The following is a 26165-nucleotide window of genomic DNA, read 5'->3' as shown; positions in this document are numbered from 1 at the left end:
TTCCAGCTCACGCCACGTGGCGCGTTATTACGTTACTTGATCCCGCTTTGCAACGACATTGATTTCAAGAAATACTTCTGGGCAAACAAGTACAGGATAAAGGTCGGTACTAAAGCGATCATCGCCCCTGCCGTTGCGATCCCAGGGAACGTCGTGTATTGACCTTGCAGAAGTTGCAGCCCTGGTGTGATCGGCATTTTCTGGACACTGCTCATGACCACAGACGGCCATAGGAAGTCGTTCCATGAACCGGTGAAAGAGAACAACGCAACCACAGCCAACACCGGCTTGATCAGTGGAAAGATGATGTAGTAGAAGATCTGCCACTCATTGGCCCCATCGATCAGCGCTGACTCGTCAAGTTCTTTGGGAATGCCCATCATGAATTGACGAACCAAGAACACATTGAACACGCCAGCAGCCCCAGGCACGATCACAGCCAAGTAGTTGTCCGTCCAACCCAGGAAATCAACGACTTTGAACATCGGAATCAAGTTGACGATCGACGGAAACATCATCGTGGTTAAAAGGAAGGTGAACAAAGCGTTGCGGCCCTTGAACTCCAAGCGCGTATAACCGTATGCGGCAAATGACACCACCACAACGTTAAGTACCGTTGAAGCAAGGCCGATGAATAACGAGTTCAGAAACCACCGCAGCACCGGTGCAGAGGAATCCGCGGCGATTTGCGTGTAGTTGCTTAAGGTAAAGTGCTTTGGAAAGAAGCTGAAGCCCATCGCGCGAATTTCGGCTTCAGACTTGAATGAGGTCAAGATGCCCCATACCAGCGGGATCAGCCACAGCACCGCCAACACAAACAACAGAATGAAGGCAATGATTTTGATTTTTCGAGTTGTTTTTGTCATACCATTACCCCCTTTAACTGTCTTTGCGCATCAAGAAGAACTGAACGACTGATACCAACATGATCACCAGCCCCAATAAGATGGCCATCGCCGAAGACACGCCTGCCGAAGAAATGCCTTGGCCGAAGGTGTTGTTTTGAATGTCCATTAAGAGCACCCGCGTTGAGTTGTTCGGTCCGCCGCCAGTCAGCATTAATGGCTGGCCGTAAACGTTAAACTGCGCAATCGTGGTGGTTACCGTGGTAAACAAGAGTTGAAAGCGAATGTCTGGCAAATAAATGTTCCAGAACTTCTGCCAAGCGCTGGCGCCATCCAGTGACGCAGACTCCAAGACTTCTTTGGAGACCCCGTTCAATGCCGCCTGATAGATGATCATGTTGCCCCCGATGATCCACCAAACGGTTACCACGATAATGGCGATCCAAGCCCATGGCTGATTACTCAACACATCGGTATGGAAGTGAAATACCGATTTCAAAGGCCCATATGATTGGCTAAACAAGAAGTTCCAAATGATCATCACCGCCGAAATCGCAAACAGGTTCGGCAAGTAGAAAATCGATTGAAAGACCTTGGCAAACCGCGGCTTGAGATTCAACAGCACCGCAATGAATAACGGGACAATGATGAGCAGCGGTGTGGTAAAGATCACGAAGATCAGCGTATTGCCAAGTCCTTGGGTAAACTGCTGATGCCAAACCGATCCATGATCAAACAAAATGGTAGCGTAATTCTTCAACCCGACCCATTGCGGCGTACTATACAGATCCCATTTGGTAAATGAGACATACAGGCCAAACAATACTGGGATCAGGAAGAAAAGGACAAATAAGATCAAGTGCGGGCCGATAAACAAGGCCGGCCACGCAAATCTGTGCTTACTTCTGTGCATATGCAGACACACCCCTTTCTATCGAAAAAGGCTGGCAACAACCTGTCAGCCTTTTTCACATGCGCTAAGTTACTGACCGAGCTTCTGATCGACCGTCTGCTGAATGGTCTTAAACGTATCCTTGACTGGCGCTTTGCCTTGGATCATGTCCCAAGCGCGGGAGTCGATTTCCCCATAGGCATAAGAGATCCCATCGTTGCGAACCACTTTCAAGGCGTCTTGACCTTGCTGGGAAGAAATCAAGAAGTACTGCGGCATCTTCTTGTAAGCCGCGACTTGTTGCATCTTCAAGGAAGGTGAGTTGACCCCGGACTTCAACCATTCAAGCTGGTTGGTTTGCAGCCAACTAAAGAACTTGACCATGCCCTTCTTCTTGGCAGCAGATTGGTCCGGCTTGGTCTTCATCAAAGCGAATTGACCGGCCCCAGTGCCGTTGACGATCTTCTTGGCGTTGACTTGCGGCGTGAAGGTCACACCCCAGTTAATGTTCTTATAGCCTTGAACCTGCGCGATCATCCAGGTCCCTTCAGGCATAAACATCAACTTGCCATTAGCAAAGTCTTTCAAGGCATCTTGGCCTTTTGGCACCATATAGCCCTTATCATACAGGCCCTTCATCAAATCCGTAGCAGCCCAAGCCGTCTTGTTGTTGACGTTGACTTTACCGGTATCGTTCAAGCCGCCGCCCATTTGCATGTAAATGTTGCTCCAGTTCTGCATGCTCCAGTCATTGCTGGTTGCATACACCCCGTCGCTTTTGGCTTTGGTGCCTGCGTCTTGAATCTCTTTGTAAGTCACGACATTGTCGTCCAAAGCATGCGGCGCATACTTGGCAACGAGATCTTTATTGTAAAACAGGATCCACGTCCCCATGTCGGCTGGAACACCGTATTGTTTGCCTTTAACCGTCCCGGTTTGCCAGGCCGCTTTGACATAATTGCTGCTCTTTACCGCAGTTCCTTTCAGGTATGGGCTCCATGATTGCACCATGCCTTGAGAAACGAACTGTCGTACTTGCTCAGATGCAATCATGGCCACGTCTGGCAGGCCCTTGCCTGATTTGCCGCCAGTCGCCAGCTTCGAGTTCATGGTTTCGCCTTTCATGGTCAGCACTTTAACTGGGTACTTTGGATCAGTCTTGTTGTACTTGTTAACAGTGTTTTTGATTTTCTGGCCATCAGGACCAGTTGAGCTGCTCCAAATCGTAATGGTTTTCGCTTCGCCACCGCCGTTGCTTGATGAACTCGAACTGCCGCATGCCGCCAGGGTAACAGTCGTCAAGGCCACCGCCGAAAGGGTAATGAGCTTTTCTCTCAATTTCATGATATTCCCTCCAAATTAGTCAACTTAGAATGCAATTACTGAGCAGGAATACAGTTGCTGTAAATAATAGCAAGCGCTTACAGTCTTCACTATAAGTGCTTGCCCAGGGCCTAGTCAATAAGGTTTAGCTGATAAACCAAAAAAGTGAACTAGTTCCATCTGCGGAGATAGTATGTTAACATATATTCAACAAAATGGTTAACTAATTGGAGATGTCATCATGGAAATTGATTACGTTCACAGTTCTTTGCCGCTGCTGCATGCGCTTGACTCCCAAACCCGCATGGATATCCTGAATTTGGTAGCCAAACAGAAACTGACCGTCACTGAAGTTGCCGATCAGCTCCACTACAGCAAGGCCATCATTTCGCGCCACGTCGAAGCGTTGCGCGCAGTCGGCTTGATCCAAGTCAGTGCCAGTGATTCCGGTGATCATCGACAGAAGCTGCTTTCAGCAGCCACAGATAACATCATCATCAATTTGCCTGAGCAGGTTTTCCCGACACTTAAGCGCTTCACATACAATATCCCTTTAGGCAATTATTTCTCCAATGACGGCATCACGCCAACTTGCGGCCTGGCCAGCAAGTCGGCGATCATCGGCGAAATGGATGATCCTAACGCGTTCTTATTGCCGCAGCGGCTGGACGCCTCGTTGATCTGGTTTGCGCATGGCAGCGTGGAGTACATTATTCCCAATCAAGTCGTGAACGACCTCCAGCCAGAAATGCTGGAGATCTCCCTGGAGCTTTCTTCTGAATTTCCTGAATCAAACAATAACTGGCCCAGCGATATCTCCTTTTGGCTTAATGATCTTAAAGTGGGCACGTACACCGTGCCTGGCAACTATTCAGATGTCCGCGGCAGGTTAACGCCGAGCTGGTGGGATTCGCGCTTCAGCCAATACGGCTTGCTTAAACATATCCGCATCCACAAAGACGACACCGGCATCGATGGCCAGCACCTGTCCGCAGTCTCACTGAAAGACCTTAACTTGGATCATAGTCAGTTTCTTCACCTGCGCATCGGCATCGACTCGAATGCGGCCAATCAAGGCGGACTGACACTGTTTGGCAAGCACTTCGGCAACACCCCGCAAGACATCAAAGTCGTTTATTACTATTCAGTCAAAAATAAATAATCGCCTGAACGTACAACGATCGAAGCTTATCCTGCAGCAACCGACAGGCACCACGCATTGAAGTTGCAAATGATTCAGATTTAACCATAAAAGGAGGCAGCACGATGTTCTTCCACCAATCCAACTTACCGATCACCCAAATCGACGCCAATTCTACCCGCCAAGTCCTCGCGCACGGCGACGGCTTGATGAATGCGTTGATTACCTTCCAGCATGCCTTACCGGAAACCGCCACGATTCCGCTGCACCAGCATCCGCATGTGCAAACCACCTACGTCCTCAAAGGTGCGTTCAAGTTTGAAATCGACTACCCTGACCACCAAGCCATCCAAGTGGTGCACCAAGGCGACGCGATCTACTTTCCTGCCAACCATCCGCACGGCTGCATTCCGCTTGAAGATGACAGTAAGCTGTTAGATTCCTTCACGCCAATTCGCGAAGATTTTCTCTAACCGCTTGTCAAATTGTTTCACGTGAAACATTAGTAACCCTATCTCAAAATATGTAGTCACGTCGCACTCAGCGGCGTGACTTTTGCGTTACAGGCGCAACTGGCTAGGCGCAATGGTTTCGGCCAATAACGACGCGCCGGTCAACTGCCACGCGTCTTCCAGCACCGTCAGCATCACTGCCGGCATCGCGCGGGCTTGTTGAATGCGTGCCAAGCGGATCAGCGCTTCACTTAATGGCGCGCCAGGCACCACCAGCGGCGCTTGGTCGCCTGTAACCAGGATCAAGCGGCGATACCAGGTGGCGGCTTTGCTGCGGCCGTAGATGAAACTGTCGGTGGCGTGCGCCAGCTGCTTGATGGCGTGGCCTTCTTGGTGACGGCGCACCCAATCCAAGGCGAATTCCGCTGTTTGCTTGCGCAGGTCATGGCTTTCTTCCGCCACCAAAGCCGCGTCGCGCACCGCAAGCACCGGGGTTTGCCGCACCGCAGTCCCAACCACACGCCAATGCTGGCCCGGCTGCCAAGTTGGCGCCAACCACTCCGGCACCAACACCAGTGGGATCTTGCGCAGATCCTTCGCGTGACTGCGGCCCACCACATCCACGCGCGTTGGGGCGATCGCCCAAGGCCGGCTAATCCGCGAGCGCCCAGCGTGGTTGACCAGCGCCATGCGGTAGCGATCGATGACCTCCCCTTCCACGAAAACTTGATAAGCCATCATATTCCCTCCTTTTCGGGTCATGGTTATTATCCAACCAAGCTGGAAAAAGGACAAAGTTTTCACTTTGACAGCCCTTGAAGGCAAGGCCATAATTGAGGCCAAAAGGGGTGTTGATCATGAAAATTTGGTGCTTGATGCCAACTGGTGAGCCGCGGGTGCGCTTTTTCCCGCCTGAATTGCAAACCGCTTTGGCCGCGCTTGGGTCGGTGACTTGGAACCCGACTGCCGCGCAATACACTGCTGAACAAGTCGCCGCTTACATCAACGATTACGACGTGGCAATCACCGGCTGGAACAGCCCAGCCATTTACGGCAGGATGCTAACGCCAGACACAAAGCTCAAGGCGATCATCCACACCGCTGGAACGATCGTGCCTTTCGTAGACGCCGCCACCTTTGCTGCCGGCGTGCAAGTCGCCAGTGCCAACGACTTGTTCGCCCGCTCTGTGGCAGAAGGCGTCGTGGCTTATATGTTGGCGGCGCTGCGCGATATTCCATATTACAACGCCGCAGTCCACGCCGGGCGCTGGCGGCCTGAACAATTCACCAACGCCGGCTTGTATCACAAAGCGATCGGCTTGGTGGGCTTTGGTGCAATCACCAAGCACTTGATCCCGCTGTTGCAAAGCTTCACCTCAGACATTCGGGTGTTCTCCCACCACCCGGATTCTGCGGCCTATGCTGCCTTGCACGTGCGCGCTGCCAGCTTGGACGAGATTTTCAGTGACTGCGACATCGTCAGCTTGCACAGTGCCTTGAACCCGCAGAATGTCCACATGATCGGCGCAGACTTGCTTAACGCGCTGCACCCAGGCGCCTTGTTTGTCAACACCGCTCGCGCCGGGTTAGTCGATGAAGCCGCGCTGCTTGCGCGCTTGCAACAAGGCGATATCAAAGCCGCCTTAGACGTCTTTGACCAAGAGCCGCTGCCTGCCGATCACCCTTACCGCGACTTGGCCAATGTGTTGTTGATCCCACATATGGCCGGCCCCACCACCGACTGGTATCCGGAAATCGGCAAACATACGATCCAGCAAATCAAGCGTCTGCAAGCAGGCCTCCCGTTGCTTGACGGCTACGACGCCACTGCCTTAAAGCGCATGACGCGGCCGCTTTAGCCCGTTGATCCCGTCAATGTAAATTTATTGTAAAAGGTTAGAAAAACGCTTGCATTTGGTTTGAGGCGGTGGTATCTTATACTTGCTCAACCGCATAGGGGAGAGGAGACGAACGAAGGCCAAGCTTGTCTGTACGCCAAACCCCCAAACAGGCCGATCTGGCACGAATGAGTTCTGCTCAGGAGTGTGGCCTGTTCCCCCAGAGCGCGCGCCATGAAGCCCGGTCACCTAGTCCACGGGCAATGCCAGGGAGTACCACGGGATCGTTTTACGACCACCTCAGCTGGAGTAGGCTTACGAAGGCTGGGTACTTAATTCAATAATAATCGGCAGGCAACACGATCACAGATAAGGCGCCTGCCCGCAACAAATACACGACAGCTGATAGGCTGATCGTGTGTTTGTGGTACCATCAACGAAATCACGACAACTAAAACAACGGCTTAGCAAATTGCTGGGCCGTTGTTTTGTTGTTCCCATTCATGATACTGATTTTCACCGTGTTGCTTACACAACGCTTGGAAGTAAATCGGTCACTCATCATCATCTGTGTGAGCAGCCAACAACGGATTGACGTACACAACCCCCTGCTTTGCCTCAGCAACATAATCTGCCGGTTCATTCACCAACTCGGCGTTGATGTAGCTGATCACCATTGGCAGATTCATCCCGGCGTACAATGAAAAATCTGCCGCCTCTTCTAACAACAAGCGCGATGCGGTATTGCAAGGCGTGCCGCCGAGCAAATCGGCAAACACGGTCACTTCACTAAGCCCAGCCAAGGTATTTTCCAACTTGGTGCGAAAAGTCTCCGGCCCATCATTAGGCAACAAGCACACCGCGTGCACATGCGCTTGCGGGCCCATGATCATTTCGGCCGTTGCTTTCAATTGTTTGCTCAGCTCACCATGGCTGATCAAGACTAATTCACTCATCCGGTTAACTTCTCCTTTTTACTTGCGTATTTACTTGCTCAATGTAACCGGATTCGTCAGCGCCGTCAACTCCAAATGAGAATTCAGAGAATTTGCAAATTAATAATTTCGGCTAAACCGCTTGTTTGGCGCTGTATCCACCCATTATGAGAAACCACAATGGAAAAATTTAGCGTTTACAAGTAACCGGTTGCATGTTATCTTCTAGTCAAGGTTAACCGGTTAAGTGGAGGACAGCGCTCATGGCATTAAAATATAAACAAGTCGAACAATTCATGCGATACAAACTCAACAGTGACGAATTTCACCCAGGTGATCGCTTCTATTCCGAAGCGGAACTCAAAGCGCGCTTTGGTGTCAGCTCTGCCACGGTGATCAAAGCCATCAACGCCTTGGTTAGCGAAGGCCTGCTTCAGCGCCAACAAGGCAAAGGAACCTTTGTGGCCGACCAAAAAGCAGGCGAACGCGTCAACTTGACGCGCGCTGCCGACCGCAATGCCGATGGCGAAGAAGTGGTCGTGTTAAGCATCCAAGCCGAACATGATACGCGGATTTTGGCGGAATTACAAACGCCTCATGCTGATCATTATTATCACATCTTGCGCTTGCGCAAAATCGGCGCGGTGCCGGTTTATGTGCAGCACACCTATTTGACTGCGGACTATTTTAACCCGAAGGCCTTGAATGACCCGCAATATTATCAGGCGCTTTATGAACGGATCAAAGCCGACAGCGACTTGGATCTGTTCTCAGCACACATGACAGAAAGCACCGAAATTACCTTTCCAATGCCCCAAACGGCAGCAAAGTTGCTGGCGATGACCGATCGCGACTATCCCGCGGCATTAATCAAGCGCCACAGCTTCTTGCCTAATGGCAGTTGCGTAGAATATGTCGAAACTTACAAGCGTTGGGATTATTTCGAAGTCGAAGTGGAGCGCCATTAAGCGTTGCTTTGCCGCAACGGCACTCCACAATACGCGCGACATCATGGCATCAAGCCACGTCGCGTCTCATTATTAGGAGGAATCATCCATGCAAATCCAATGGTGGCAGATCTTATTGATCACCTTATACGCCGGTTGGGCGATTTATGATGGCAATAACACGACTTTTGGCACGGTCAAACCAACCATGGCGGGCTTCTTCGCCGGGCTGGTGCTTGGTGACGTGCAAACCGGCTTGATTGTCGGTGGGACCTTGAACTTATTAGTGCTTGGCGTCGGCAACTTCGGCGGCTCATCAATGCCAGACTACATGACTGGCGCTTTGCTGGGCACGACTTTTGCCATTCTATCTGGTAAAGGCGCGCAGTTTGGCGCAACTTTGGCCGTACCGATCGGCTTATTGATGATCCAACTCGACGTCTTGGCGCGTTTCTGCAACACGTTCTTCCAGCATCGCGCCGAGAAATTAGTGCAAGAGAAGAAATTCAAGCAAGCCACGCACATGAACCTGTATGGCATCATTCCCACGTCCCTATCGCGAATGCTGCCAGTATTCTTGGCCCTGGTTTTCGGCTCGGCTTTCGTGCAGAATGTCGTCAACAACATGCCGACTTGGCTGATGAGCGGTTTGAAAACCGCCGGCGGAATCTTACCGGCGCTGGGGATCGCGATCTTACTTCGGTATCTGCCAATCAAACGCAATTTTGCCTTCTTACTAGTCGGCTTCTTCTTGGCCGCCTTCTTGAAGGTGCCGGTGATCGGTGCCGCCATGATCGGCTTAGCGATTGCCTTAGTCGTATTCAATGCAGATGACCATCAAGCCGCACCGCAAGCGGCCACGGAGGACGATGAAGATGAGTAAAACCAAGATCACAATGAATCACGAACTGAAATCTGCCTTCTGGCGCTGGTACTTCTTCGGCCAAGCCGGTTGGAACTACGAGAAAATGCAAGGTCAAGGCTACTACTACGCCATGTATCCTTTATTGAACAAGCTGTACGGCGACTCTGATGAAGCCGTCGCCGCGGCGATGAACGAGCTGCAATTCTTCAACACCAACAACACCATGGCCCCGCTGATCTTAGGCGTGGATGGCGCGATTCAAGAACACCAAGGCGTAGCGGCTAACGACGCAATCGCCGGGTTGAAAACTGGGATGATGGGCCCACTGGCCGGAATTGGCGATACGCTTTTTGCCGTGATCCCCAACACCATCATCGGCTCCATCGCCTCTTACATGGCGTTAAAAGGCAACCCCATTGGTTTGATCTTGTGGCTGGCGTTTGGGGTCTTGCGCTTAGGCATCATGCGTTCGTTCTTTGCTATGGGTTATCGCGAAGGCGTCAAGTTGATCGATAACTTAGGCGATCGCCTCAAGAAAATCACGAACGCCGCCAACGTCTTAGGCATGACGGTGATCGGCGCCTTGATTCCATCAGTCATCACCGCCAATTGGGCCTACAGCTTCAAAAACGGCGGGGTGAAAGTCTCCATCCAGTCACTTGCTGATCAAATCATGCCGGCTTTGGCACCAGCATTGGTCGTCTTGTTAACTTACTGGCTGCTAGGCCGCAAGAAGATGAACTCCACGCGCGTGACCTTGATCTTGATCGTGGTTGGGATTCTCGCATTCAACCTTAAAATATTCTCTTAACCAGAGCGAAACAAAGCGGGCTTAGCGGCTGATATAAGCTGGGATGACGCAAAAGCTGTCTTTGCCTTGGCGGCGTCACAGCGTATATCACTGCTGCGTTACTTTGCGCAGCCCGCCTGATCACAACCCTATCCCACAAACTCCAGGAGGTATCATCATGAAAGGTTTCGTCAACATTCGCATCGATGACCGCTTGATCCACGGCCAGGTCGCTAACCGCTGGGCCACTGGCTTGCACGCCACGCGCATCATGGTCATCGACGATCAAGTCGCCAACGATCCGGTGCAAAAGCCCGCGTTGCGCATGGCTGCGCCTGAGGGCATCGCCACGTCGATCATCACTGAAGAAAAAGCCATCGCTAACATCAAAGCCGATAAATACGCCAACCAACGCGTGCTGCTGGTTGTGAAGCGGCCTAAAGTGTTGCTAGACTTACTGGACGCCGGCCTCACCTTCGACAAGGTCAACATCGGCAACATGTCCAATCGCCCAGATACCACCCAAGTCAAGAAATCAGTCAGCTTAACTGACGACGAGCGCGCAGACATCAAAGAACTGTTGGCGCGCGGCGTGAACGTGACAGCGGTGATGGTGCCTGATGACCCTGATGTCTCCATCGAGAAGTTCCTGTAAGCGGAGGCCGTGATGAATCCTACTGCAACAACTGCGGCTACGCAACTGATCGCAGCTGGTCAGGCTGTGGATCCTGCGTGGTTGCAGACGCAACTACAATGGTGTGCGCAGCGGCTCGATGCCATGCTGCCGCGGTTTGGGAATCGTTTTCCCTCCGCTTGTACCACCGATATGCACTATCGCGTCAAACCTAACGACGACTGGACCAACGGCTTCTGGACGGCAATGCTGCTGTTGAAGAACTGGCACTGGCCAAGTACTGCCACCAATTCAACGATCCAGGCGCAACTGGCCAGCTTCAAGCAGCGCTTAGCCGACCATTATGTGCTAGATCATCATGACATCGGTTTCCTTTACTCACTGTCCAGCTACGCCGATTACACCTTCACCAAAGCCCCTGCAGACAAAACGCTGACTGTTGCCGCAGCCGACGAGTTGATCAAACGTTTCCAACCGCGTGGCCAGTTTATCCAAGCTTGGGGCCAGCCTGGCGCCGTTAACGAGTACCGCTTGATTATCGACTCACTGATGAACCTGCCGTTGCTGTTTGAAGCCAGCCGATTGTCTGGCGACGACCACTACGCCGCAATCGCGCGCGCCCATTACCACAGTGTGATTCAAAACATCATCCGCGAAGACCAGTCGACTTATCACACCTTCTATTTCGATCCGGCAACCGGTGCCCCTGACCATGGTGCAACCCATCAAGGCTTCTCTGATGAATCATGTTGGGCCCGCGGACAAGCGTGGATCTTGTTGGGGATGCCACTATACCGCAAGTTCAATCCCACTGCTGCTGAAGGTGCCCAGTATCGGCGCCTGCTCGAGTATTATCTGAACCATCTCGGCGCCGACTTGATCCCTTATTGGGACTTGACCTTCACCGCTGCCGACCAGCAGCCCAAAGACAGCTCCGCCGCTGCAATCGTGGCTTGCGGGTTGATCGAAGCGCAACGGCAAGGCTATTGCGACAACGGGGTGGCGATGGCGCGCGGCATTGTGCAGGTGTTGGCTGAGCATTATCGAACCACTGAAGGGCAAGAAGGCCTTTTACAGCACAGTGTATATGCTTATAGCGAAGGCAAAGGCGTGGATGAAGCGAACTTGTGGGGCGATTATTTCTACATGGAAGCCTTGCAACGTTTGGCTGACCCCGCTTGGGCAACGTTTTGGTAAGATATTCGGCGCGTCAACTTAACTTGGCGCGTCTTTTGCCCATTATGAAAGGATAATCTGATGTCGTTTACAATCAAAGACCAGTTCTACCTTGATGACAAGCCATTCACGATCTTATCAGGCGCAGTGCATTATTTCCGCATTCATCCCAGCCAGTGGCGCATGACGCTGGAAAATCTCAAGCGGCTGGGTTTCAACACCGTGGAGACATATATTCCTTGGAACGGGCATGAACCCCATCGTGGACGATTCGTCTTCGCTGGCCAATATGACCTGGACAGTTTCTTGGCGCTTGCTCAGTCGCTAGGCTTGTATGTGATCTTGCGCCCAACACCGTTTATCTGCGCTGAGTGGGAATTCGGCGGCTTGCCAGCATGGCTATTGAACTCACCAATGCGTCTGCGTTCCAGCGACCCACAGTTCTTGGCTGCAGTGCAGGATTACTATGACCAGCTCCTGCCACATTTGATCGGTCAACAAATCACCCATGGCGGTCCCGTCTTGATGATGCAAGTGGAGAACGAATACGGCTCTTTCGGCGAAGATAAGGCGTACCTGCAGGCGATCGCGACCATGTTGCGCAACGGCGGCATCGATGTACCTTTGTTCACCGCCGATGGCACCTGGGACGAAGCCTTGGATGCAGGCAACATTGCCGATATGGGGATCCTGACCACAGGCAACTTTGGCTCGCATGCCGATGATAATTTCGATGCGCTGGCGGCTTTTCATCGTGTTCACCAGCGCCAGTGGCCGCTGATGTGTATGGAGTATTGGGACGGCTGGTTCAACCGCTGGGGTGAACCGGTCGTCCGCCGCGATGCCAGTGACTTTGCTGAAGATATTGACCACTTGTTAAAGCGCGGCAGCGTCAATTTGTACATGTTCCGCGGTGGGACGAACTTCGGCTTCATGAATGGCTGCTCTGCGCGTGGCAGCCGTGACTTGCCGCAAGTCACCAGCTACGATTATGATGCACCGCTTACCGAATGGGGCGCGCCGACGGACAAATACGATGCCTTGCAACAAGTGATCCATCAGCGCTTCCCTGATGTTGTCCAGAATGCGCCGCTGATACCGACGACTGCCAGTTATGGTCCCTACACACCAGATGGTCAATGTCTGTTATTAAACAGTGTGTCACATATCAGCACCGCACAAACCAGTTTGTATCCGCAAACTTTTGAGCAGCTGGATAATCCTTATGGCTATGTCTTGTACCGCACGACATTGAAAAATTACCATCATGAGCAAAGCCTGCGCATCGTGGATGCCGGCGACCGCGTGCAAGTCTTCGTCAACGGTCAGCCCTTGGCCACGCAATTGTACGAAGAAATCGGTACCCCCTTGACCCTGCCTGGCGATTTGCCAGGCGATACGATCATGCTGGAGCTGTTGGTCGAAAATCTTGGTCGGGTCAACTACGGCTACAAACTGACTGCCGATACCCAGCGTAAAGGGATCCGCACCGGGGTCATGGTCGATCATCAATTTCGCACCGACTGGCAACAGTTTGGGTTACCGTTTACTCCCGAAATGGTTGACCGGTTGCCTTTTGATAAGCCAAGCCGGCAGCCGTTAGGACAACCGACATTTACGCGGTTTACTTTTGACTTGAGCGAGCCACAGAACACCTTCATCGACTGTCGAGGTTATGGCAAAGGCTGCGTGGTGGTCAACGACGTCAACATTGGCCGCTATTGGGCGCGCGGGCCGATCCACAGCTTGTATGTGCCAGATGGGGTGCTGCAGAAACACAACACCGTGATCGTGTTTGATAGCGAAGGTGCGGCGGTGAATGAGCTGCGGATGGTGGATGCGCCAATCGTCGATGAGAGTTAATAGCAAAAGGGTCTACACGTTCCGACACAGGTTTATTATTCCTGTACCGAAAGTGTAGGCCCTTTTGCATCAATATCCGAGATAACACTCAACTATGTGCAAGCTGGGTGCTGGTTCTTGTCAATTAGCGACGAACTCAGAAGCAAACAGGTTGGCTATGTACCAACATTGTTATGCAATATTGGTTATCTTCACCATCCCCCTCAACCGATCACTGAGCCGCTGGGCAATCTGAATGTGGCCTTGCAAACTAGGATGCACCAGATCCGCCGACAACCCATCGATGCCTGGTAATAATTCAGTACCTGGGACATAAACCAACGGCGCTTTTACCGCTTCTTTGACGATCTTGCGAAATGCGGCAACCTTGTCGTTAGTTGCAAAGCCTTCAGTAAAGATATCGGTGATCAACTTAGGGCGCGGATCTCGCTGTAAGATCGCAACAAAAGCCGCGACGCGCTGCTTGAATAACGCGGTATCAGCACCGAGCATATTCACACCAAACTCAAAAGTTGCAAAGTGCCAATCCTGGCGCGCCACAATGTGTTCAGCAACCGCTGCCTCAAGCCACGCGGACCCGGCAAAACCCAGATCCAGCATATCGACCCCTAACTGCTGGGCCGTCATGAACGGATAACTCGATAATGGCGTGAGTCCAAGTGAGCCATGCGTGATCGAAGAACCATACGCAAGATAACATTGCTGCGGCATCTGCTCAACAGTCGGTGGCTGGACTTGCCCTATTACACCCAGGTAATGGATCGGGCAATATGGCAAGAGAATCCGCACCACACGTGGGTCAAAACCACTATGCAGTGTCGGCGCTAAAGCGCACAACCGTTCCAGATTATCTGGGTACTCGATGGTTAAACCAGTGTCATGGGTATAGATGAGCTTGCTGCTATTCTGCCAGCTGCTTTGAAAACCGCCGTACATCAGATAAGCGACTTGCGCCTCTGCTGCCGGCTCAGCGCGCAACAAGATCCGTACAGGGCCGTGTGGCATCACGAAGCGCAGTTCAACACCAGTCGCGTATTTGGCGGTATTCTGGCCGCCTGGGGAAAGTTCTTGGCGAATACTTTCCGGAATGCGGACCAAAGTGCCGTCTTCTGCAATTGACTGAACATTATGAAACAAGATCCCGTCGCGAATCATCAACCTTCATCTCCAAACTGCCGTTGCAAGAACGCGCGAATTGCTCGCCAATCCACCACTGTCAATGCATGACCACCTGGCCGCAAGTGGAAGGCAAAATTTTCACGGTCCCAATTAACAAGATGTTGTGCAGCAAGCCGCCTTGCTTCACGTAATGACTGGTATTCAGCACGATAATCTGAATAGGGATCACTCACTGCACAAGTGAGCATCACCGCGCGCGGCGCGATTGCCGCCAACAACAATTGTTGATCATACACTGGCAGCGCATCACTGCTTAAGAAACGCGGCGCAAACCAATACGGAAATTCCGTTTGGATGTGCTTGATCGATTCGCCTTGAGAACCGCGGAATAATGACGCCCCACAGCAACCTGAAGCGTTGGCCACCACCACTTTAAACCGCGGATCCAATAAACCGACTAATAGTGCCGTTTTCCCCAGCCGTGAATGGCCAACCACCGCCGTCTTGTTCAAATCAAAGCGTCCACTGGCCACGATCCAATCCATGAGTCGTTGTGCTGCCCATGCCCACATCGCCAATTTGCCGCCGCGCCGGTCTGCCGAAACCGCCAATTCATCGCTTAAGCATGCGACGCCTGAGCAATCCGCTTGATCACGCGTAATGTCATTATGAGTAACACTAACTACCGCGTACCCCTGGCTGATTAAGGCATCAGACGCAACCCGCAGCGACAATTGCTGCTTACCAAAGTCGATCCAAACCACCACTGGATGTGGACCTGGTGTCCGCGGCTCACTACACCGAAACGGCCAACTCACCGACCGTCCTTCAGCCAACTGCACCGTACACTGATACCGCCGACTGACCTGGTTGGGCGTGGTAACGGAGCTCAATACCGTCGCCTGCACCTCAGAAACGGCAGGTACATAATGGCCATATTCCTGATTCTGAAAATACTGCCGCAAGCTTTGTTGAATCTGTGGCCACGAAGCCTGCGCGGTTTGCGGCAACACTGTTGTCAATTTCGGGAGCCACATGACTGCACTCATCTGTCTTCCTCCTGTCGTGTCGCATATACCGCACCCAATAACCCGGCGTCATTGCCCAGCAAACAAGGACGCAATGGGCCAAGCCGAGCGATTCCCACCGCCCTTAACCCTTCGTGTTGGGCGATACGAGTCGCCACTGTTTCTTGTAACAACTTCATAAACACAGAATTGGCACTGATCCCTCCACCAATCAACAGGAGTTCTGGATCCCACTGGGCATAGACGTCCACGCATAGCAGTGCGACCTCGTTAACGAAGCGTAATACGGCATGCATGGCAGTTTGATCTGATCGGTAGGCGCGGTTGATGATCGATTTGGCGTCTGTGGTCATCGATGCGGTGTCAACTTGTGCATTGTATGGTGCCACCAAACCATTGATAGTCGAAGCCGTATAGTTGATCAATGGTGGTTGCGGCGCAGTCATCCGCTCGCATTGCGGAATCATTCCCCAACCAAACTCTCCAGCCCCACCATTCTTGCCTCGGTATAGTTGCCCGTTGATCACGATGCCGCCACCAACGCCTGTGCCTAATGTAATACAGACATAATTGGCACAGGCTTGCGCTGCGCCTAACCAATGCTCAGCAAGGGCAGCGGCATTGGCGTCATTAAGAACTTGCACCGGCAGATGCACGAATCCACTTACTTCAGCAACCAGCTGACGCCCTGCCAATTCTGTCAGTGTCCCACCGGTCAGCATGGTCCCATCCGCCTGCACTAAGCCAGGCACGCTGATGCCAACCGCCGCTAATGGCTGTTGGTCTTGCATCTGGGCTACCAACTCAGCCAATACCTGATAAAGATTTGGCACGGCTTTAGGCGTCGCGACCTGATTGCGGGCCAAGATCTGCCCAGCAGCGCTGACAAGCGCGGTTTTGATCGTCGTCCCGCCGATATCAATGCCTGCATAATAATCATTATTTGCTTGCATAAGCGCGCACCTCAAAGATCGTGAACTGCTTGGCACCATTGGTTTCAAGACAATCAAGGCAAAGTTCATCTGCCAACACCGGGTCCGCTAAGTTTAATACCAAGTGCCGCTGATAATTGTCCTTGATCGGCATTGTGGCAACAACTTGTCCGGCACGCTTCAAGGTCACGGTTAGTGTCTTGATCAATGACTGTTGAACACCAACCTCTTCGCTGGCTAAGATACTCTCGGACAAGGTCGGCATGATCTGCTCTGACAAATTAGAATCTAAGGTAACGATCACTTGTTGAATCGGCTGCGGCTGTGGCCAGCGCAAGTCTAACCAAGCTGGACGATCGGCCTCAGTCCGCCAACCATTGGTGTCTTCGTGTACCGGCCGCGCGATTCCGTTGAGGACATGATCAGCTGGCCACTCAGGCAGTGCGCTAGACGCACTTACTGTTGCACGGCGGGCAATATCTTGAGGATCATCGTTGGTCACGCCGGGAATATAGAGATCATTTTGCAACGCGAGCTGTTGCAGTACTTGGATATGGGCAAGCACCCCAGCCGGCAAGCAGTGAAAGCGATCCGCTAATGCCGCAGCTAAACCTACCGCTTGGCCAATCACGGCACAAGTCGCCATGACCCGAGTTGAGCCAAAAGCCAGATGAGACACACTAATATTGCGCCCGGCAAGGAACAAATTAGCAATATCAGCTGCGTACAAACAACGATAGGGAATCTGATAGACATCCGGCAACGGGTAATAAGTTGTCGGCGCCGCACGATTGGTGATGCCGCCAACTACATGCAGATCCATCGGCCAACCGCCATAGGCAATCGCATCGTCAAACTGCCTAGTCTGCAACAAATCATTGGCAGTCAACACATAAGCGCCTTTAAGCCGTCTTGATTCACGCTTGCCCGGCAGCATCTGAACCCAGTCTAAGGCATAATTGGCAGATTCTGGATGTGCACCACTATTCTTGATATGATCCCATATGCCATATAGCGACTTAACCAATTCATCGCGAATCGCCTCATAGTCCTTGGTGGTATCGAGCTTCCCGTCGCCGCCTGCTTCGATCCACCAATACCCCGAATCAAATTGGGCGTGGTAACGGTTTGCCAATGCTGCTTCTGTATATTGCTGCGCCCACTGTGGTCTTTGGAAAGTGACTGGATGATCAAGCCGCTGACTAGTGAACATCAACGAATTGCCCATCGTTTGCGAATCGGCAACTGCTGGGGCCATTGGTTCATCAAACGTCGCTTGGGCCTCGCGTCCTTGCATGAACGTATTGCCTGCCAGCGTTCCGATCACCCCATCACCCGTCGCATCGACAAACAACTTACCAGCAGCGACAATGTGCGTTTCAGTAGTCAACTGAACGCCTGACACTTGGGTAATTTGCTGGTCGACCACTGTGACTGCATCGATGTGCGTGTTTAACAGGAGCTGTAGGTGCGGCTGCATCGTGGCAGCCTCCCACAGAACCGTATCGAACACATGAAACGAATTGTTCGAGTTAACATACTTGTTCTTCAACAACAATTCTTCCAACAACCCAGTTTCTCGCACATTTGGCCGCTCGGCGTGATGATCAGCGCCACAGATATGCATGCGGATCTCCGAACTGGCATTGCCACCAAGTACTGGTCGATTGTGGATCAACAGTGTCTCAACACCTTGTTTTGAAGCAGCCAATGCTGCCAATAATCCCGACATCCCGCCGCCAACCACCACCAAGGTCGCTTGATAATGTTTTGAAGCAAAAGCCTTCGTGCTCATTGCGGCACCTCGATCGTCTCAGGCGCCGCTTGCACCACGGCCCGGATCAATGCCAGCAGTACTGGGTCTAAACTTGGCTCTGGTGTGTAGGCAAGATTGCCGACATTCGTTTCCAATAGCGTCTTGACCCATACCAAAGCGGCGGCATATTTGCCATAATCAGTGAGGTGATAGCCGTCAATATTCAATGACTGCCCGCCTTGCCCATAAGCAAAAGGCGTGGCTTGGCGCAGACGTTGAATGGTTTGTCCAGTAGGGATAATTGCCAGGTTCAAGCGGTCAGAAACTTCCTGTGTACAGCTGGTGAGCGCTTCATACATCGTTAGTTGATCACGATCGTAAGTTGCAAATGCGCCATGGTCGCTGTCTTGCTCATAAGCCCAGGTTTGTTGCCACCACAGTCGAGCCGCTGGTTGTTCCTGACGCAGATAAGTATATAAATTCGTCGCATACGGTTCATAACTGCTGGCCACGCCGCTGTACCCGGAGACTTGCTGTGAGATGATATGATCCCAAGTCGCTTCATGCACCACCGAGTCGATATCGACTTTACCCCGCTCATCAATATGTTGACCGTTCAATTCATAAACATAATCTGCCTGGTGGTGTTCAAGGTTATCCCAATGCCGCTGCAGTGAACACCCGCCGATGTATAAATTCACGACCCGAACATCAATGCCCGCCGCCTGCGCTGCTTGATGAAAATAATGCGTCGTGTTGTTAGAGAAGCTATTGCCGATTGCCAGAACGTTTATCATTTTGAGCACCTTCTTATTGTCGCAAGTAGTCAAACTCGCCACGAACACCATCTAAATTATCGAATCCGATTAAATACCGGAACTTACCACTGTCAGCATATTCGCGCAAGTCGGCGTGAACATAGGCCAAATCCGCCTCATTCACAACAAACTTGCCGTGATAAGTCGCGCCTGGCGCTAGTGGCACACGCTGGCTTTGTTTGTATTCAAGCAATGGCCGCGTGACTTGAGTGACCATGTCTTCCAGGTATAACTGCACAACTGCCGTCCCGGCATGCGCCGACGAGTTGTCCACAGTGAACGGTAACGTCACAGTCCCATCGTCATTGTCGACCACGCTGGCTGCCTGCAGCGTGAAGTCACTATATGATAAGCCATAGCCGAATGGAAACAGCGGGGTGCTTGGCGAGTCAATATACCGCGTGACCCAGGGTTTACTTTCCGTTTCTGGCGTCAAGGGCCGGCCGGTTGAGAAGTTGCTGTAGCTGATTGGAATTTGGCCCACTGAACGCGGAAAGCTCATGGATAGCTTCGCACTCGGGTTAACAACGCCACATAACACATCGGCGATGGCATTGCCGCCTTCAGTGCCCGGCTGCCAAGCCAACAACACTGCCTGCACGTCATCAATAATTTCGGTCAAGATCAATGGTCGCCCGGTAAAAAGCACCACTACCGTATGAGGATTGACGGCAGCCACTTGCTTGATCAATGTCACTTGATCAGCAGCCAAGTTGATATTAGTCTTGCTGCGATTCTCCCCTGCTTCAACAGCCTTCTCTCCCACGGCAACCACGGCAACATCTGCAGCCGCAGCCGCTTTGACCATTGCTGCGATCGCCGCTGCATCTAGCGGTTGATCTTCCTTAGCACCAACTACGGTTGTTTCAGCATGCTGGGCAAGCAAGCCAGTTGCTAAGCTGATCGCATCAGCTTGTTCACCACAATAAGCCCAGTTGCCTAAGATATCTTGTGATTCGGCTTTGGGGCCAATCAAAGCCACCGCTTGTGCCGGCTGAAGCGGCAATGTCTGAGCTGAGTTCTTCAATAACACCAGCGTCTTAGCGGCGATGCGGCGGGCGGCAGCTCGCCGCTCTTTGGTCACCGCAGGCAAGACTTCGTGCATGCCGCGATAAGGGTCTTCAAACAACCCTAACTCATTCTTCAAGCGTAAGATCCGCATCACGCTGGTGTCGAGTTGCTTCCTTAAGGCCGGCGTCAACGCTCCTTGCAGGTAATGCTGGTAGCAATCCGTCACCATATCGATATCGACGCTGGCATCCAATGCCATCACTGCAGCATCGACTTTGTCAGCAGCTACGCGGTGTTGGATCAATTCGGCAATCGCTGCCCAATCAGAGATCACCACACCATCAAAGCCCATATCCTGGCGCAACGTATCATGCATCAACGGTTTATTGCCAGTTGGCGGCACGCCATTCAATGCGGAGAAGCCAGTCATCACCATCTTGGCCCCGGCATCGATCGCGCCTTGGTAACCTTTGAGATAGTCTTGCTTGAACGTCACCGGCGACACATCGACGTTGTTGTAATCACGCCCACCAAGCACCCCGCCATACCCGGCAAAATGCTTCACACAAGCTGCGATGCGTGCCGGATCATCCGCCAAAGATCCGCTGCCTTGATAACCGCGCACATACGCGGCAGACATGGCCTTGTTCAATACCGCATCTTCGCCGCTGCTTTCCATGACCCGACCCCAGCGCGGATCACGCACATGATCGCACATCGGCGAGAATGTCACGTGTACCCCATTCTCGGCCGCTTCCGCCCCTGATAAGCGCGCAACTTCTTCAACCAGTGCCGGATCAAAGCTTGCTGCTAAAGCCAAGGGAATGGGATAAATTGTCGAATAACCATGGATCACATCAGCCATGAACATCAAAGGGATCTTCAAGCGGCTGACTTGTAAATAGCGTTCCTGAATCTGCTTGGTTAATTGGCCATCGCGTACGCCTAATACCGAGCCCACAGCGCCCAGTTCGGTTTCGCTCATTTGCCGATCCACCATCGGTCCGGTGATTTCACCAGATAACGAGAAGAAGTCCGGCGTCACCTGCACCAGTTGCCCGATTTTCTCTTCGACAGTCATTTGCTTCAATAATGTGGTTAATTCTGCTGTTTTCATCATGAAACCCCCTGATTGCGGATGACTTGTTGATACCAGTAATATGAATCTTTCTTATAGCGCTGCAATGTGCCATTGCCAGCATCATCTTTATCGACATAGATGAAGCCATAACGCTTATCCATTTGCCCAGTCCAGAAGCTGACCAAATCAATGATGCCCCAAGCCAGATAGCCCAGTACCTTAACGCCATCGATCGCGATGGCTTGTTGCATCTGGGCGATATGCGCCTGACAATATTCGATTCGATACTGATCATGAACCTGATGCGCTTCGGTTAACTCGTCATAAGCACCCAGCCCATTCTCAACGATCATCAGTGGTATTTGATAACGATCATTCAACGTCTTAAGCAGCCATCGCAAGCCCAAAGCATCACTTTCCCAACCCCAAGCGTTCTGCGCCAATGAAGGATTGGCGACTTGGTGCGGATGGCCATCAGCTGCTGCTTGAATCGTACGCGACATGTAGTAACTAAACCCAATATAGTCACAACTGCCAGCCGCTAATGTTGCCTCATCTGTTGCAGTGAAATCCAGTTGCCAATGGTTAGCCGTCCATTGCCGACGCGCCCACTCAGGTACCTGCCCGCGAACCATCGTATCGCTATAGAAGAACGGTGCATCTTGTTGTTGCAAGGCAGCCCAAGCATCTTCAGGCGCTGAAGTCAGCGGATACACCGCCGAATATGCGATCATACAACCGATCCGTAACGCCGGATCAAACTCATGCGCCCAAGCAGCGACCTTGGCGCTGGCAATCATTTCATACAAGCTAGCTTGCATCACAGCACGCTTAGGATCGGCTTGCGCTGACACATCGATCCCGGAATTGACCCAACTCAACAACGGATCTGCACCAGCTTGGTTGTTGATTTCATTGAAGGTCAGCCAATATTGGACCTGGTGATGATAACGCGTGATCACGGTTTTGGCGAAGCGCTCAAAAGCCGTGATCACAGCCCGATCCAAGAAACCACCGTAATCTGCGACCAATCCCAGTGGTAAATCAAAATGTGCTAAAGTCACGATAGGCGTGATTTGATGTTTGGCCATCTCCGCAAACAAGTGATCATAAAAGGCCAACCCTTGCGGATTTGGCACCTGTTCATCACCATGCGGGAAAATCCGGCTCCACGCGATCGATACCCGCAAGGCATTGATCCCCATCTCAGCTAACAACGCCAGATCTTGCGGATAGCGGTGATAGAAATCGATTGCCTCTTGATTCGGGTAATACACGCCTGTTTGGATCGTCGCAGTAATCTGCCGACGGTGTTTGGCATCACCAACCGTTAACACATCACCGGTATTCAGCCCTTTGCCGCCTTGATCATAAGCCCCTTCAACTTGATTGGCCGATAGTGCCCCGCCCCATAAGAAGCCTGCTGGGACTTGTTCAAATTCTGTCATCTCACCACATCTCCTGATATTGACCACTTAGCCGCAACAGTGCTTCAAGAAAGAAATAGTCGCTATAAATCAAGCTCACATGCAAGGTATTGGCATCATGATAAGCCCCGGTGCCGAAACCAATGATGCCATCGTGTTCAGGTGTCCAATCTGCAGCCTTGGCTGAAATGGCCTGAACCAGTTTCAGTGCATGCATATGGTAGAACGCCTGCTCGGCTTCTGGCACTGCCGAAGCGATCGCTAACATCCCACATGCCGCACACAGTCCAGCACTGGTGTCATATTTCACCGGTTCCTGCGGTGCCCGAAAATCCACCAGCGGGATGTATCCGGTATTCACGACATTTGCAATGAAATAATGTGCCACGCGTTTGGCTGCATCTAAGTAACGCATTTCACCAGTATGCTGAAAGCTCAACACCATACCATAAATCGCCCACGCTTGACCGCGCGACCATGCAGACCCAGGGCCAAAGCCTTGCCCGCCGGGGGTTTCAATTGCAGTCCCAGCCTCATCGAAAATCACAATATGATTCACCGAACCATCGGCACGAATATGGTTAGCCAAGACGGTGTCTGCATGTTGCATGGCCATTTGTTTGAACCGTGAATCACCAGTAACCGCACTGGCCCAATACAGCAAGGGAATGTTCATCAAACTGTCGATGATCACCCAATGCGTCTTATCTTCATTCCAAGAACGCAAGTAATGCCCCTCTGGATTAAAGCGTCCGGCTAACAACGTTGCAGCGTGTAACGCACGTCGTTTGGCCAACGGCGAATGCGTCCGCCGATAATCCGCGACTGCCGTATGTAACCACATAAATCCAACATCATGATGCAGCCCATTAAACGCCAGGAAGGCCTGATCAAGTTGCGCCTCAAGCTGCTCGGCGCGCGCTTGGTAGCGCGGATCATCAAGTTGATCACTTAATTGCCATAAGATTCCGCCGAGAAACCCATTCGTCCACCAAGTGATGTCTTCTTTCGCCATATTTTGGTGATAGACACCGACTTTGGCATAATGTGGGATCTTCGTACCCAGGCGCGCCAGCTCGCTTTGAAATTTCTGTTCAAATAATGCTAATTGTTCTGTCACCCACTGTGTTTCACCCATGCTCGACCTCCTGAATTTGCCATACGCAAGCCGCATTATCACCTAATCCGGCGGGAATTACTAAGCCGATATGCATCAATTGTGCCCCGCTGACTAAAGCCTTTTCGTCATCGATCCGATACCAGCCTTGCGCCTTGAGCCCGCATAATCGCAGGCGCGGCGCAATATCGTTGACGCGAGCGCGCTTTTGCACATAGGTCACCAATCCTTGATCATGCCACTGCTTCTGCCAAGCATAGGCATTGGCATCTGTTATCAATCGCCAATGTATCCCATATTGCAGGAGTTGCCGCTTGGCCTTATAGTAGTCAGTTTGCGCTTCAAGCGCCGTTAATTCAGCTTCGCTGAGCTTAGTGAGATCCAGCTCATAACCAAGATTGCCAGCTTGAGCCACTGCACCGCGCAACTTTAGCGAAGCACGGCGCCCTGTTTGTTGGTTCGGCGATTCTGAAACATGTGCCCCGATAGCTACCGGCGGATAGACCAAACTTGCGCCCTCCTGGATTGCCAAGCGTGCCATCGCATCTGTGTCATCTGAGGTCCAGATCTGCGGCGTGTACGCCAACATCCCTGTATCAAAGCGACCTCCGCCGCCGGCACAGCTTTCAAACAGCACAGCCGGATAGCGCGCAGTCAAGATTCGTAACACCCGATACAGGCCAAGGATATAGCGATGCGTGATATCTTGCGGAAAGCCGCCACACACATCTGTGATGTTGCGATTCATGTCCCATTTCACGTAAGTAATTGGATTGTCGTGCAACAATTGGCTGACGGTATCGATGATAAAATCTTGGATCTCTGTGCGACTGAGATCCAAGACCCACTGATGGCGTGACTCAGCGGTTGGGTGCCTGCTTTCTCCCAATACCCAATCGGGATGTTGAGTGTATAGTCGGCTTTGCTTAGAAATCATTTCCGGCTCGATCCACAAGCCAAAATCCAACCCGATAGCCTTGATCGATTCTGCCAGGCTCTTCAGCGAACCACCGAGTTTCTTGGTATTCGGGGTCCAATCGCCTAATGCACAGTTATCAGCATCCCGCTGGCCAAACCAGCCATCATCTAAGACGAACAGTTCACACCCGATCCTTCTGCCAACTTCTGCCAGTGCCAGCAATTTCGGCCGATCAAAGTGGAAATACGTCGCTTCCCAATTGTTCAGCAATATCGGACGCGGCTTGTGCGCCATTGGACTATTCATGACGCAATCCAAGATGAAGCGGTGAAACCGTTGACTCATTTGATTCAAGCCGTGATCGGCAAACACCAATACCGCCTCTGGTGTCTCAAAGGTCGCATCTGGCGCCAATTGCCACTGAAACCCAAAGTCAGCGATCCCCAATTGCAAGCGCGTGGTATGATGCATGTCCACTGTTGCCCCAGCGTAGAAATTCCCGCTGTACATCAAGCTGCACCCATACACCTCACCCGTCATTTCATCGGTTTGAGGCGCTGCCAGTGCGGCAAAAGGATTCTGCCCATGCCCACTGGCGCCGCGCAAGCTATCGATACCTTGAAAGCCTTGGTGTAAGGCGTGGCGCTGTTGTTGAAATTCACGACCATACGCCCCGCTAAGCAGTAATAAGTCATAATCTGCTGACAACAACGAAAGATTTAATGAATAGGCTCGGTCAATCACGATCGGCTGTTTTGCCTCATTGGTGATCTTGACACTTTGCGTGATCACATCATAATCAGCAAAAGCGCTCAGGATCAATTGAACAACTAAGCCTGTACATTGGTCTTTCAAAGTAATAGTTAACGTCGCCACTTGCCCTTGCGCATGGCTGCTTGGCAATTCGTGCAAGGCTTTCTTCCCCGCCTGGATCGTGTGTGATGCGTAGCGCAGGTCGCTGATCCGCTCACCATCGGCATAGGTCACTTGGACCGCCGGATTGCGGAGATCTGGATGTCCATAGGTTGGGTAAGTGATTGGCAACAACTCTACTGCACCGCCGTCTTCTGCCGGCAATTCCGCCATATACGGGGCATTGCGCCGTTGCGCCAAGACACCGCTTAAGTCACCATGCACAAACTTAGCACCATAATACAGCGTCACCAAATGACCACTAGGCAAAACCTGCAACACCATCATCGTCGACGCAGTTGCAAGCTCGAATTGCTTTGTTTGTGCGTCATATGTGATCATGG

At 52.0% G+C, this 26165-nt stretch carries 23 protein-coding genes; 9 read left to right on the top strand and 14 right to left on the bottom strand.

Annotated features, from left to right (window positions below; genetic code table 11):
* Window positions 1-32 precede the first annotated feature (32 nt).
* From ACGG90_RS10450 to ACGG90_RS10440, 3 genes are all read right to left on the bottom strand, one after another.
* Window positions 33-866 carry a carbohydrate ABC transporter permease gene (locus tag ACGG90_RS10450; RefSeq protein ID WP_390409192.1) on the bottom strand — a complete coding sequence of 278 codons (834 nt, stop codon included), beginning with the start codon at window positions 864-866 and terminating at the stop codon, window positions 33-35.
* 13 nt (window positions 867-879) lie between these two features.
* Window positions 880-1758 carry a carbohydrate ABC transporter permease gene (locus ACGG90_RS10445; protein ID WP_390409191.1) on the bottom strand — a complete coding sequence of 293 codons (879 nt, stop codon included), beginning with the start codon at window positions 1756-1758 and terminating at the stop codon, window positions 880-882.
* A 69-nt stretch (window positions 1759-1827) separates the two neighbouring features.
* Window positions 1828-3081 carry an extracellular solute-binding protein gene (locus tag ACGG90_RS10440; RefSeq protein WP_390409189.1) on the bottom strand — a complete coding sequence of 418 codons (1254 nt, stop codon included), beginning with the start codon at window positions 3079-3081 and terminating at the stop codon, window positions 1828-1830.
* A gap of 220 nt (window positions 3082-3301) precedes the next feature.
* On the opposite strand from ACGG90_RS10440, the gene ACGG90_RS10435 reads away from it, so the two are divergent.
* Together ACGG90_RS10435 and ACGG90_RS10430 are read left to right on the top strand one after the other, a co-directional pair.
* Complete coding sequence (locus ACGG90_RS10435) at window positions 3302-4222, top strand: ArsR/SmtB family transcription factor (protein WP_390409187.1); 921 nt, start codon at window positions 3302-3304, stop codon at window positions 4220-4222.
* Between the two features lie 104 nt (window positions 4223-4326).
* Window positions 4327-4674 (top strand): cupin domain-containing protein, encoded by a 348-nt coding sequence (locus ACGG90_RS10430; protein WP_390409185.1) that lies wholly within the window; start codon window positions 4327-4329, stop codon window positions 4672-4674.
* A gap of 87 nt (window positions 4675-4761) precedes the next feature.
* Here the strand turns inward: ACGG90_RS10430 and ACGG90_RS10425 are convergent, their stop codons facing one another.
* Window positions 4762-5391: a hypothetical protein gene (locus ACGG90_RS10425; RefSeq protein ID WP_390409183.1), complete on the bottom strand. Its 630-nt coding sequence runs from the start codon at window positions 5389-5391 to the stop codon at window positions 4762-4764.
* 119 nt (window positions 5392-5510) lie between these two features.
* On the opposite strand from ACGG90_RS10425, the gene ACGG90_RS10420 reads away from it, so the two are divergent.
* Window positions 5511-6512, top strand: coding sequence for a hydroxyacid dehydrogenase (locus ACGG90_RS10420; RefSeq protein ID WP_390409181.1), 1002 nt, complete (start codon window positions 5511-5513; stop codon window positions 6510-6512).
* 533 nt (window positions 6513-7045) lie between these two features.
* Here the strand turns inward: ACGG90_RS10420 and ACGG90_RS10415 are convergent.
* Window positions 7046-7447, bottom strand: coding sequence for a PTS sugar transporter subunit IIA (locus ACGG90_RS10415; RefSeq protein WP_390409179.1), 402 nt, complete (start codon window positions 7445-7447; stop codon window positions 7046-7048).
* Window positions 7448-7689: 242 nt separating this feature from the next.
* On the opposite strand from ACGG90_RS10415, the gene ACGG90_RS10410 reads away from it, so the two are divergent.
* From ACGG90_RS10410 to ACGG90_RS10385, 6 genes are all read left to right on the top strand, one after another.
* A complete protein-coding gene (locus tag ACGG90_RS10410; RefSeq protein WP_390409177.1) occupies window positions 7690-8394 on the top strand; it encodes a GntR family transcriptional regulator in 705 nt (234 codons plus the stop codon).
* 88 nt (window positions 8395-8482) lie between these two features.
* Window positions 8483-9256 (top strand): PTS mannose/fructose/sorbose/N-acetylgalactosamine transporter subunit IIC, encoded by a 774-nt coding sequence (locus ACGG90_RS10405; protein WP_390409175.1) that lies wholly within the window; start codon window positions 8483-8485, stop codon window positions 9254-9256.
* Window positions 9249-10049, top strand: coding sequence for a PTS system mannose/fructose/sorbose family transporter subunit IID (locus ACGG90_RS10400; protein WP_390409174.1), 801 nt, complete (start codon window positions 9249-9251; stop codon window positions 10047-10049). The genes ACGG90_RS10405 and ACGG90_RS10400 overlap by 8 nt, the downstream gene beginning before the upstream one ends.
* Window positions 10050-10206: 157 nt before the next feature.
* Window positions 10207-10683, top strand: a complete 477-nt coding sequence (locus ACGG90_RS10395) for a PTS system mannose/fructose/N-acetylgalactosamine-transporter subunit IIB (RefSeq protein WP_390409172.1) — start codon at window positions 10207-10209, stop codon at window positions 10681-10683.
* Between the two features lie 12 nt (window positions 10684-10695).
* On the top strand, window positions 10696-11859 hold the full coding sequence (locus ACGG90_RS10390; protein ID WP_390409170.1) for a glycoside hydrolase family 88 protein: 1164 nt from the start codon (window positions 10696-10698) through the stop codon (window positions 11857-11859).
* A gap of 57 nt (window positions 11860-11916) precedes the next feature.
* Window positions 11917-13701, top strand: a complete 1785-nt coding sequence (locus tag ACGG90_RS10385) for a glycoside hydrolase family 35 protein (RefSeq protein WP_390409210.1) — start codon at window positions 11917-11919, stop codon at window positions 13699-13701.
* A gap of 171 nt (window positions 13702-13872) precedes the next feature.
* On the opposite strand, the gene ACGG90_RS10380 is transcribed toward ACGG90_RS10385, so the two are convergent.
* From ACGG90_RS10380 to ACGG90_RS10340, 9 genes are read right to left on the bottom strand one after another with little or no spacing between them, the layout of a single operon-like run.
* Window positions 13873-14856, bottom strand: a complete 984-nt coding sequence (locus ACGG90_RS10380; RefSeq protein WP_390409208.1) for a GDSL-type esterase/lipase family protein — start codon at window positions 14854-14856, stop codon at window positions 13873-13875.
* Window positions 14856-15869 carry an alpha/beta hydrolase family protein gene (locus ACGG90_RS10375; RefSeq protein ID WP_390409168.1) on the bottom strand — a complete coding sequence of 338 codons (1014 nt, stop codon included), beginning with the start codon at window positions 15867-15869 and terminating at the stop codon, window positions 14856-14858. The genes ACGG90_RS10380 and ACGG90_RS10375 overlap by 1 nt, the downstream gene beginning before the upstream one ends.
* On the bottom strand, window positions 15866-16801 hold the full coding sequence (locus ACGG90_RS10370) for an ROK family protein (RefSeq protein WP_390409167.1): 936 nt from the start codon (window positions 16799-16801) through the stop codon (window positions 15866-15868). Before ACGG90_RS10370 ends, ACGG90_RS10375 begins: the two co-directional genes overlap by 4 nt.
* Complete coding sequence (locus ACGG90_RS10365) at window positions 16788-18575, bottom strand: FAD-dependent oxidoreductase (RefSeq protein WP_390409165.1); 1788 nt, start codon at window positions 18573-18575, stop codon at window positions 16788-16790. Before ACGG90_RS10365 ends, ACGG90_RS10370 begins: the two co-directional genes overlap by 14 nt.
* Window positions 18572-19333 carry a DUF4886 domain-containing protein gene (locus ACGG90_RS10360; protein WP_390409163.1) on the bottom strand — a complete coding sequence of 254 codons (762 nt, stop codon included), beginning with the start codon at window positions 19331-19333 and terminating at the stop codon, window positions 18572-18574. Before ACGG90_RS10360 ends, ACGG90_RS10365 begins: the two co-directional genes overlap by 4 nt.
* Before the next feature lie 13 nt (window positions 19334-19346).
* The gene (locus ACGG90_RS10355; RefSeq protein WP_390409161.1) at window positions 19347-21482 is read right to left on the bottom strand and encodes a glycoside hydrolase family 3 N-terminal domain-containing protein; all 2136 of its coding nucleotides are present in this window, start codon (window positions 21480-21482) and stop codon (window positions 19347-19349) included.
* Window positions 21482-22894 carry a family 1 glycosylhydrolase gene (locus ACGG90_RS10350; RefSeq protein ID WP_390409159.1) on the bottom strand — a complete coding sequence of 471 codons (1413 nt, stop codon included), beginning with the start codon at window positions 22892-22894 and terminating at the stop codon, window positions 21482-21484. The genes ACGG90_RS10355 and ACGG90_RS10350 overlap by 1 nt, the downstream gene beginning before the upstream one ends.
* A gap of 1 nt (window position 22895) precedes the next feature.
* Entirely contained in the window at window positions 22896-24011 is a 1116-nt protein-coding gene (locus ACGG90_RS10345; RefSeq protein WP_390409158.1) for a glycoside hydrolase family 88 protein, read from the bottom strand.
* The gene (locus ACGG90_RS10340; protein WP_390409156.1) at window positions 24004-26163 is read right to left on the bottom strand and encodes an alpha-galactosidase; all 2160 of its coding nucleotides are present in this window, start codon (window positions 26161-26163) and stop codon (window positions 24004-24006) included. Before ACGG90_RS10340 ends, ACGG90_RS10345 begins: the two co-directional genes overlap by 8 nt.
* Between the last annotated feature and the right edge of the window lie 2 nt (window positions 26164-26165).

Origin of the sequence: Lacticaseibacillus jixiensis (assembly GCF_042847315.1) — a bacterium.
Taxonomy (GTDB): domain Bacteria; phylum Bacillota; class Bacilli; order Lactobacillales; family Lactobacillaceae; genus Lacticaseibacillus; species Lacticaseibacillus jixiensis.
The sequence above is the reverse complement of the archived record's forward strand: the minus strand, read 5'-3'. Positions and strand labels throughout refer to the sequence as shown.

Excerpts from the sequence above, each read along its gene's own strand:
- ACGG90_RS10350 (WP_390409159.1), bottom strand. The coding sequence starts at position 22,894 with ATGACAGAATTTGAACAAGTCCCAGCAGGCTTCTTATGGGGCGGGGCA.
- ACGG90_RS10365 (WP_390409165.1), bottom strand. The coding sequence starts at position 18,575 with ATGAGCACGAAGGCTTTTGCTTCAAAACATTATCAAGCGACCTTGGTG.
- ACGG90_RS10410 (WP_390409177.1), top strand. The coding sequence starts at position 7,690 with ATGGCATTAAAATATAAACAAGTCGAACAATTCATGCGATACAAACTC.
- ACGG90_RS10370 (WP_390409167.1), bottom strand. The coding sequence starts at position 16,801 with ATGCAAGCAAATAATGATTATTATGCAGGCATTGATATCGGCGGGACG.
- ACGG90_RS10405 (WP_390409175.1), top strand. The coding sequence starts at position 8,483 with ATGCAAATCCAATGGTGGCAGATCTTATTGATCACCTTATACGCCGGT.
- ACGG90_RS10380 (WP_390409208.1), bottom strand. The coding sequence starts at position 14,856 with ATGATTCGCGACGGGATCTTGTTTCATAATGTTCAGTCAATTGCAGAA.
- ACGG90_RS10415 (WP_390409179.1), bottom strand. The coding sequence starts at position 7,447 with ATGAGTGAATTAGTCTTGATCAGCCATGGTGAGCTGAGCAAACAATTG.
- ACGG90_RS10400 (WP_390409174.1), top strand. The coding sequence starts at position 9,249 with ATGAGTAAAACCAAGATCACAATGAATCACGAACTGAAATCTGCCTTC.
- ACGG90_RS10425 (WP_390409183.1), bottom strand. The coding sequence starts at position 5,391 with ATGGCTTATCAAGTTTTCGTGGAAGGGGAGGTCATCGATCGCTACCGC.
- ACGG90_RS10390 (WP_390409170.1), top strand. The coding sequence starts at position 10,696 with ATGAATCCTACTGCAACAACTGCGGCTACGCAACTGATCGCAGCTGGT.
- ACGG90_RS10360 (WP_390409163.1), bottom strand. The coding sequence starts at position 19,333 with ATGATAAACGTTCTGGCAATCGGCAATAGCTTCTCTAACAACACGACG.
- ACGG90_RS10355 (WP_390409161.1), bottom strand. The coding sequence starts at position 21,482 with ATGAAAACAGCAGAATTAACCACATTATTGAAGCAAATGACTGTCGAA.
- ACGG90_RS10345 (WP_390409158.1), bottom strand. The coding sequence starts at position 24,011 with ATGGGTGAAACACAGTGGGTGACAGAACAATTAGCATTATTTGAACAG.
- ACGG90_RS10395 (WP_390409172.1), top strand. The coding sequence starts at position 10,207 with ATGAAAGGTTTCGTCAACATTCGCATCGATGACCGCTTGATCCACGGC.
- ACGG90_RS10420 (WP_390409181.1), top strand. The coding sequence starts at position 5,511 with ATGAAAATTTGGTGCTTGATGCCAACTGGTGAGCCGCGGGTGCGCTTT.
- ACGG90_RS10375 (WP_390409168.1), bottom strand. The coding sequence starts at position 15,869 with ATGAGTGCAGTCATGTGGCTCCCGAAATTGACAACAGTGTTGCCGCAA.
- ACGG90_RS10435 (WP_390409187.1), top strand. The coding sequence starts at position 3,302 with ATGGAAATTGATTACGTTCACAGTTCTTTGCCGCTGCTGCATGCGCTT.
- ACGG90_RS10445 (WP_390409191.1), bottom strand. The coding sequence starts at position 1,758 with ATGCACAGAAGTAAGCACAGATTTGCGTGGCCGGCCTTGTTTATCGGC.
- ACGG90_RS10340 (WP_390409156.1), bottom strand. The coding sequence starts at position 26,163 with ATGATCACATATGACGCACAAACAAAGCAATTCGAGCTTGCAACTGCG.
- ACGG90_RS10440 (WP_390409189.1), bottom strand. The coding sequence starts at position 3,081 with ATGAAATTGAGAGAAAAGCTCATTACCCTTTCGGCGGTGGCCTTGACG.
- ACGG90_RS10450 (WP_390409192.1), bottom strand. The coding sequence starts at position 866 with ATGACAAAAACAACTCGAAAAATCAAAATCATTGCCTTCATTCTGTTG.
- ACGG90_RS10430 (WP_390409185.1), top strand. The coding sequence starts at position 4,327 with ATGTTCTTCCACCAATCCAACTTACCGATCACCCAAATCGACGCCAAT.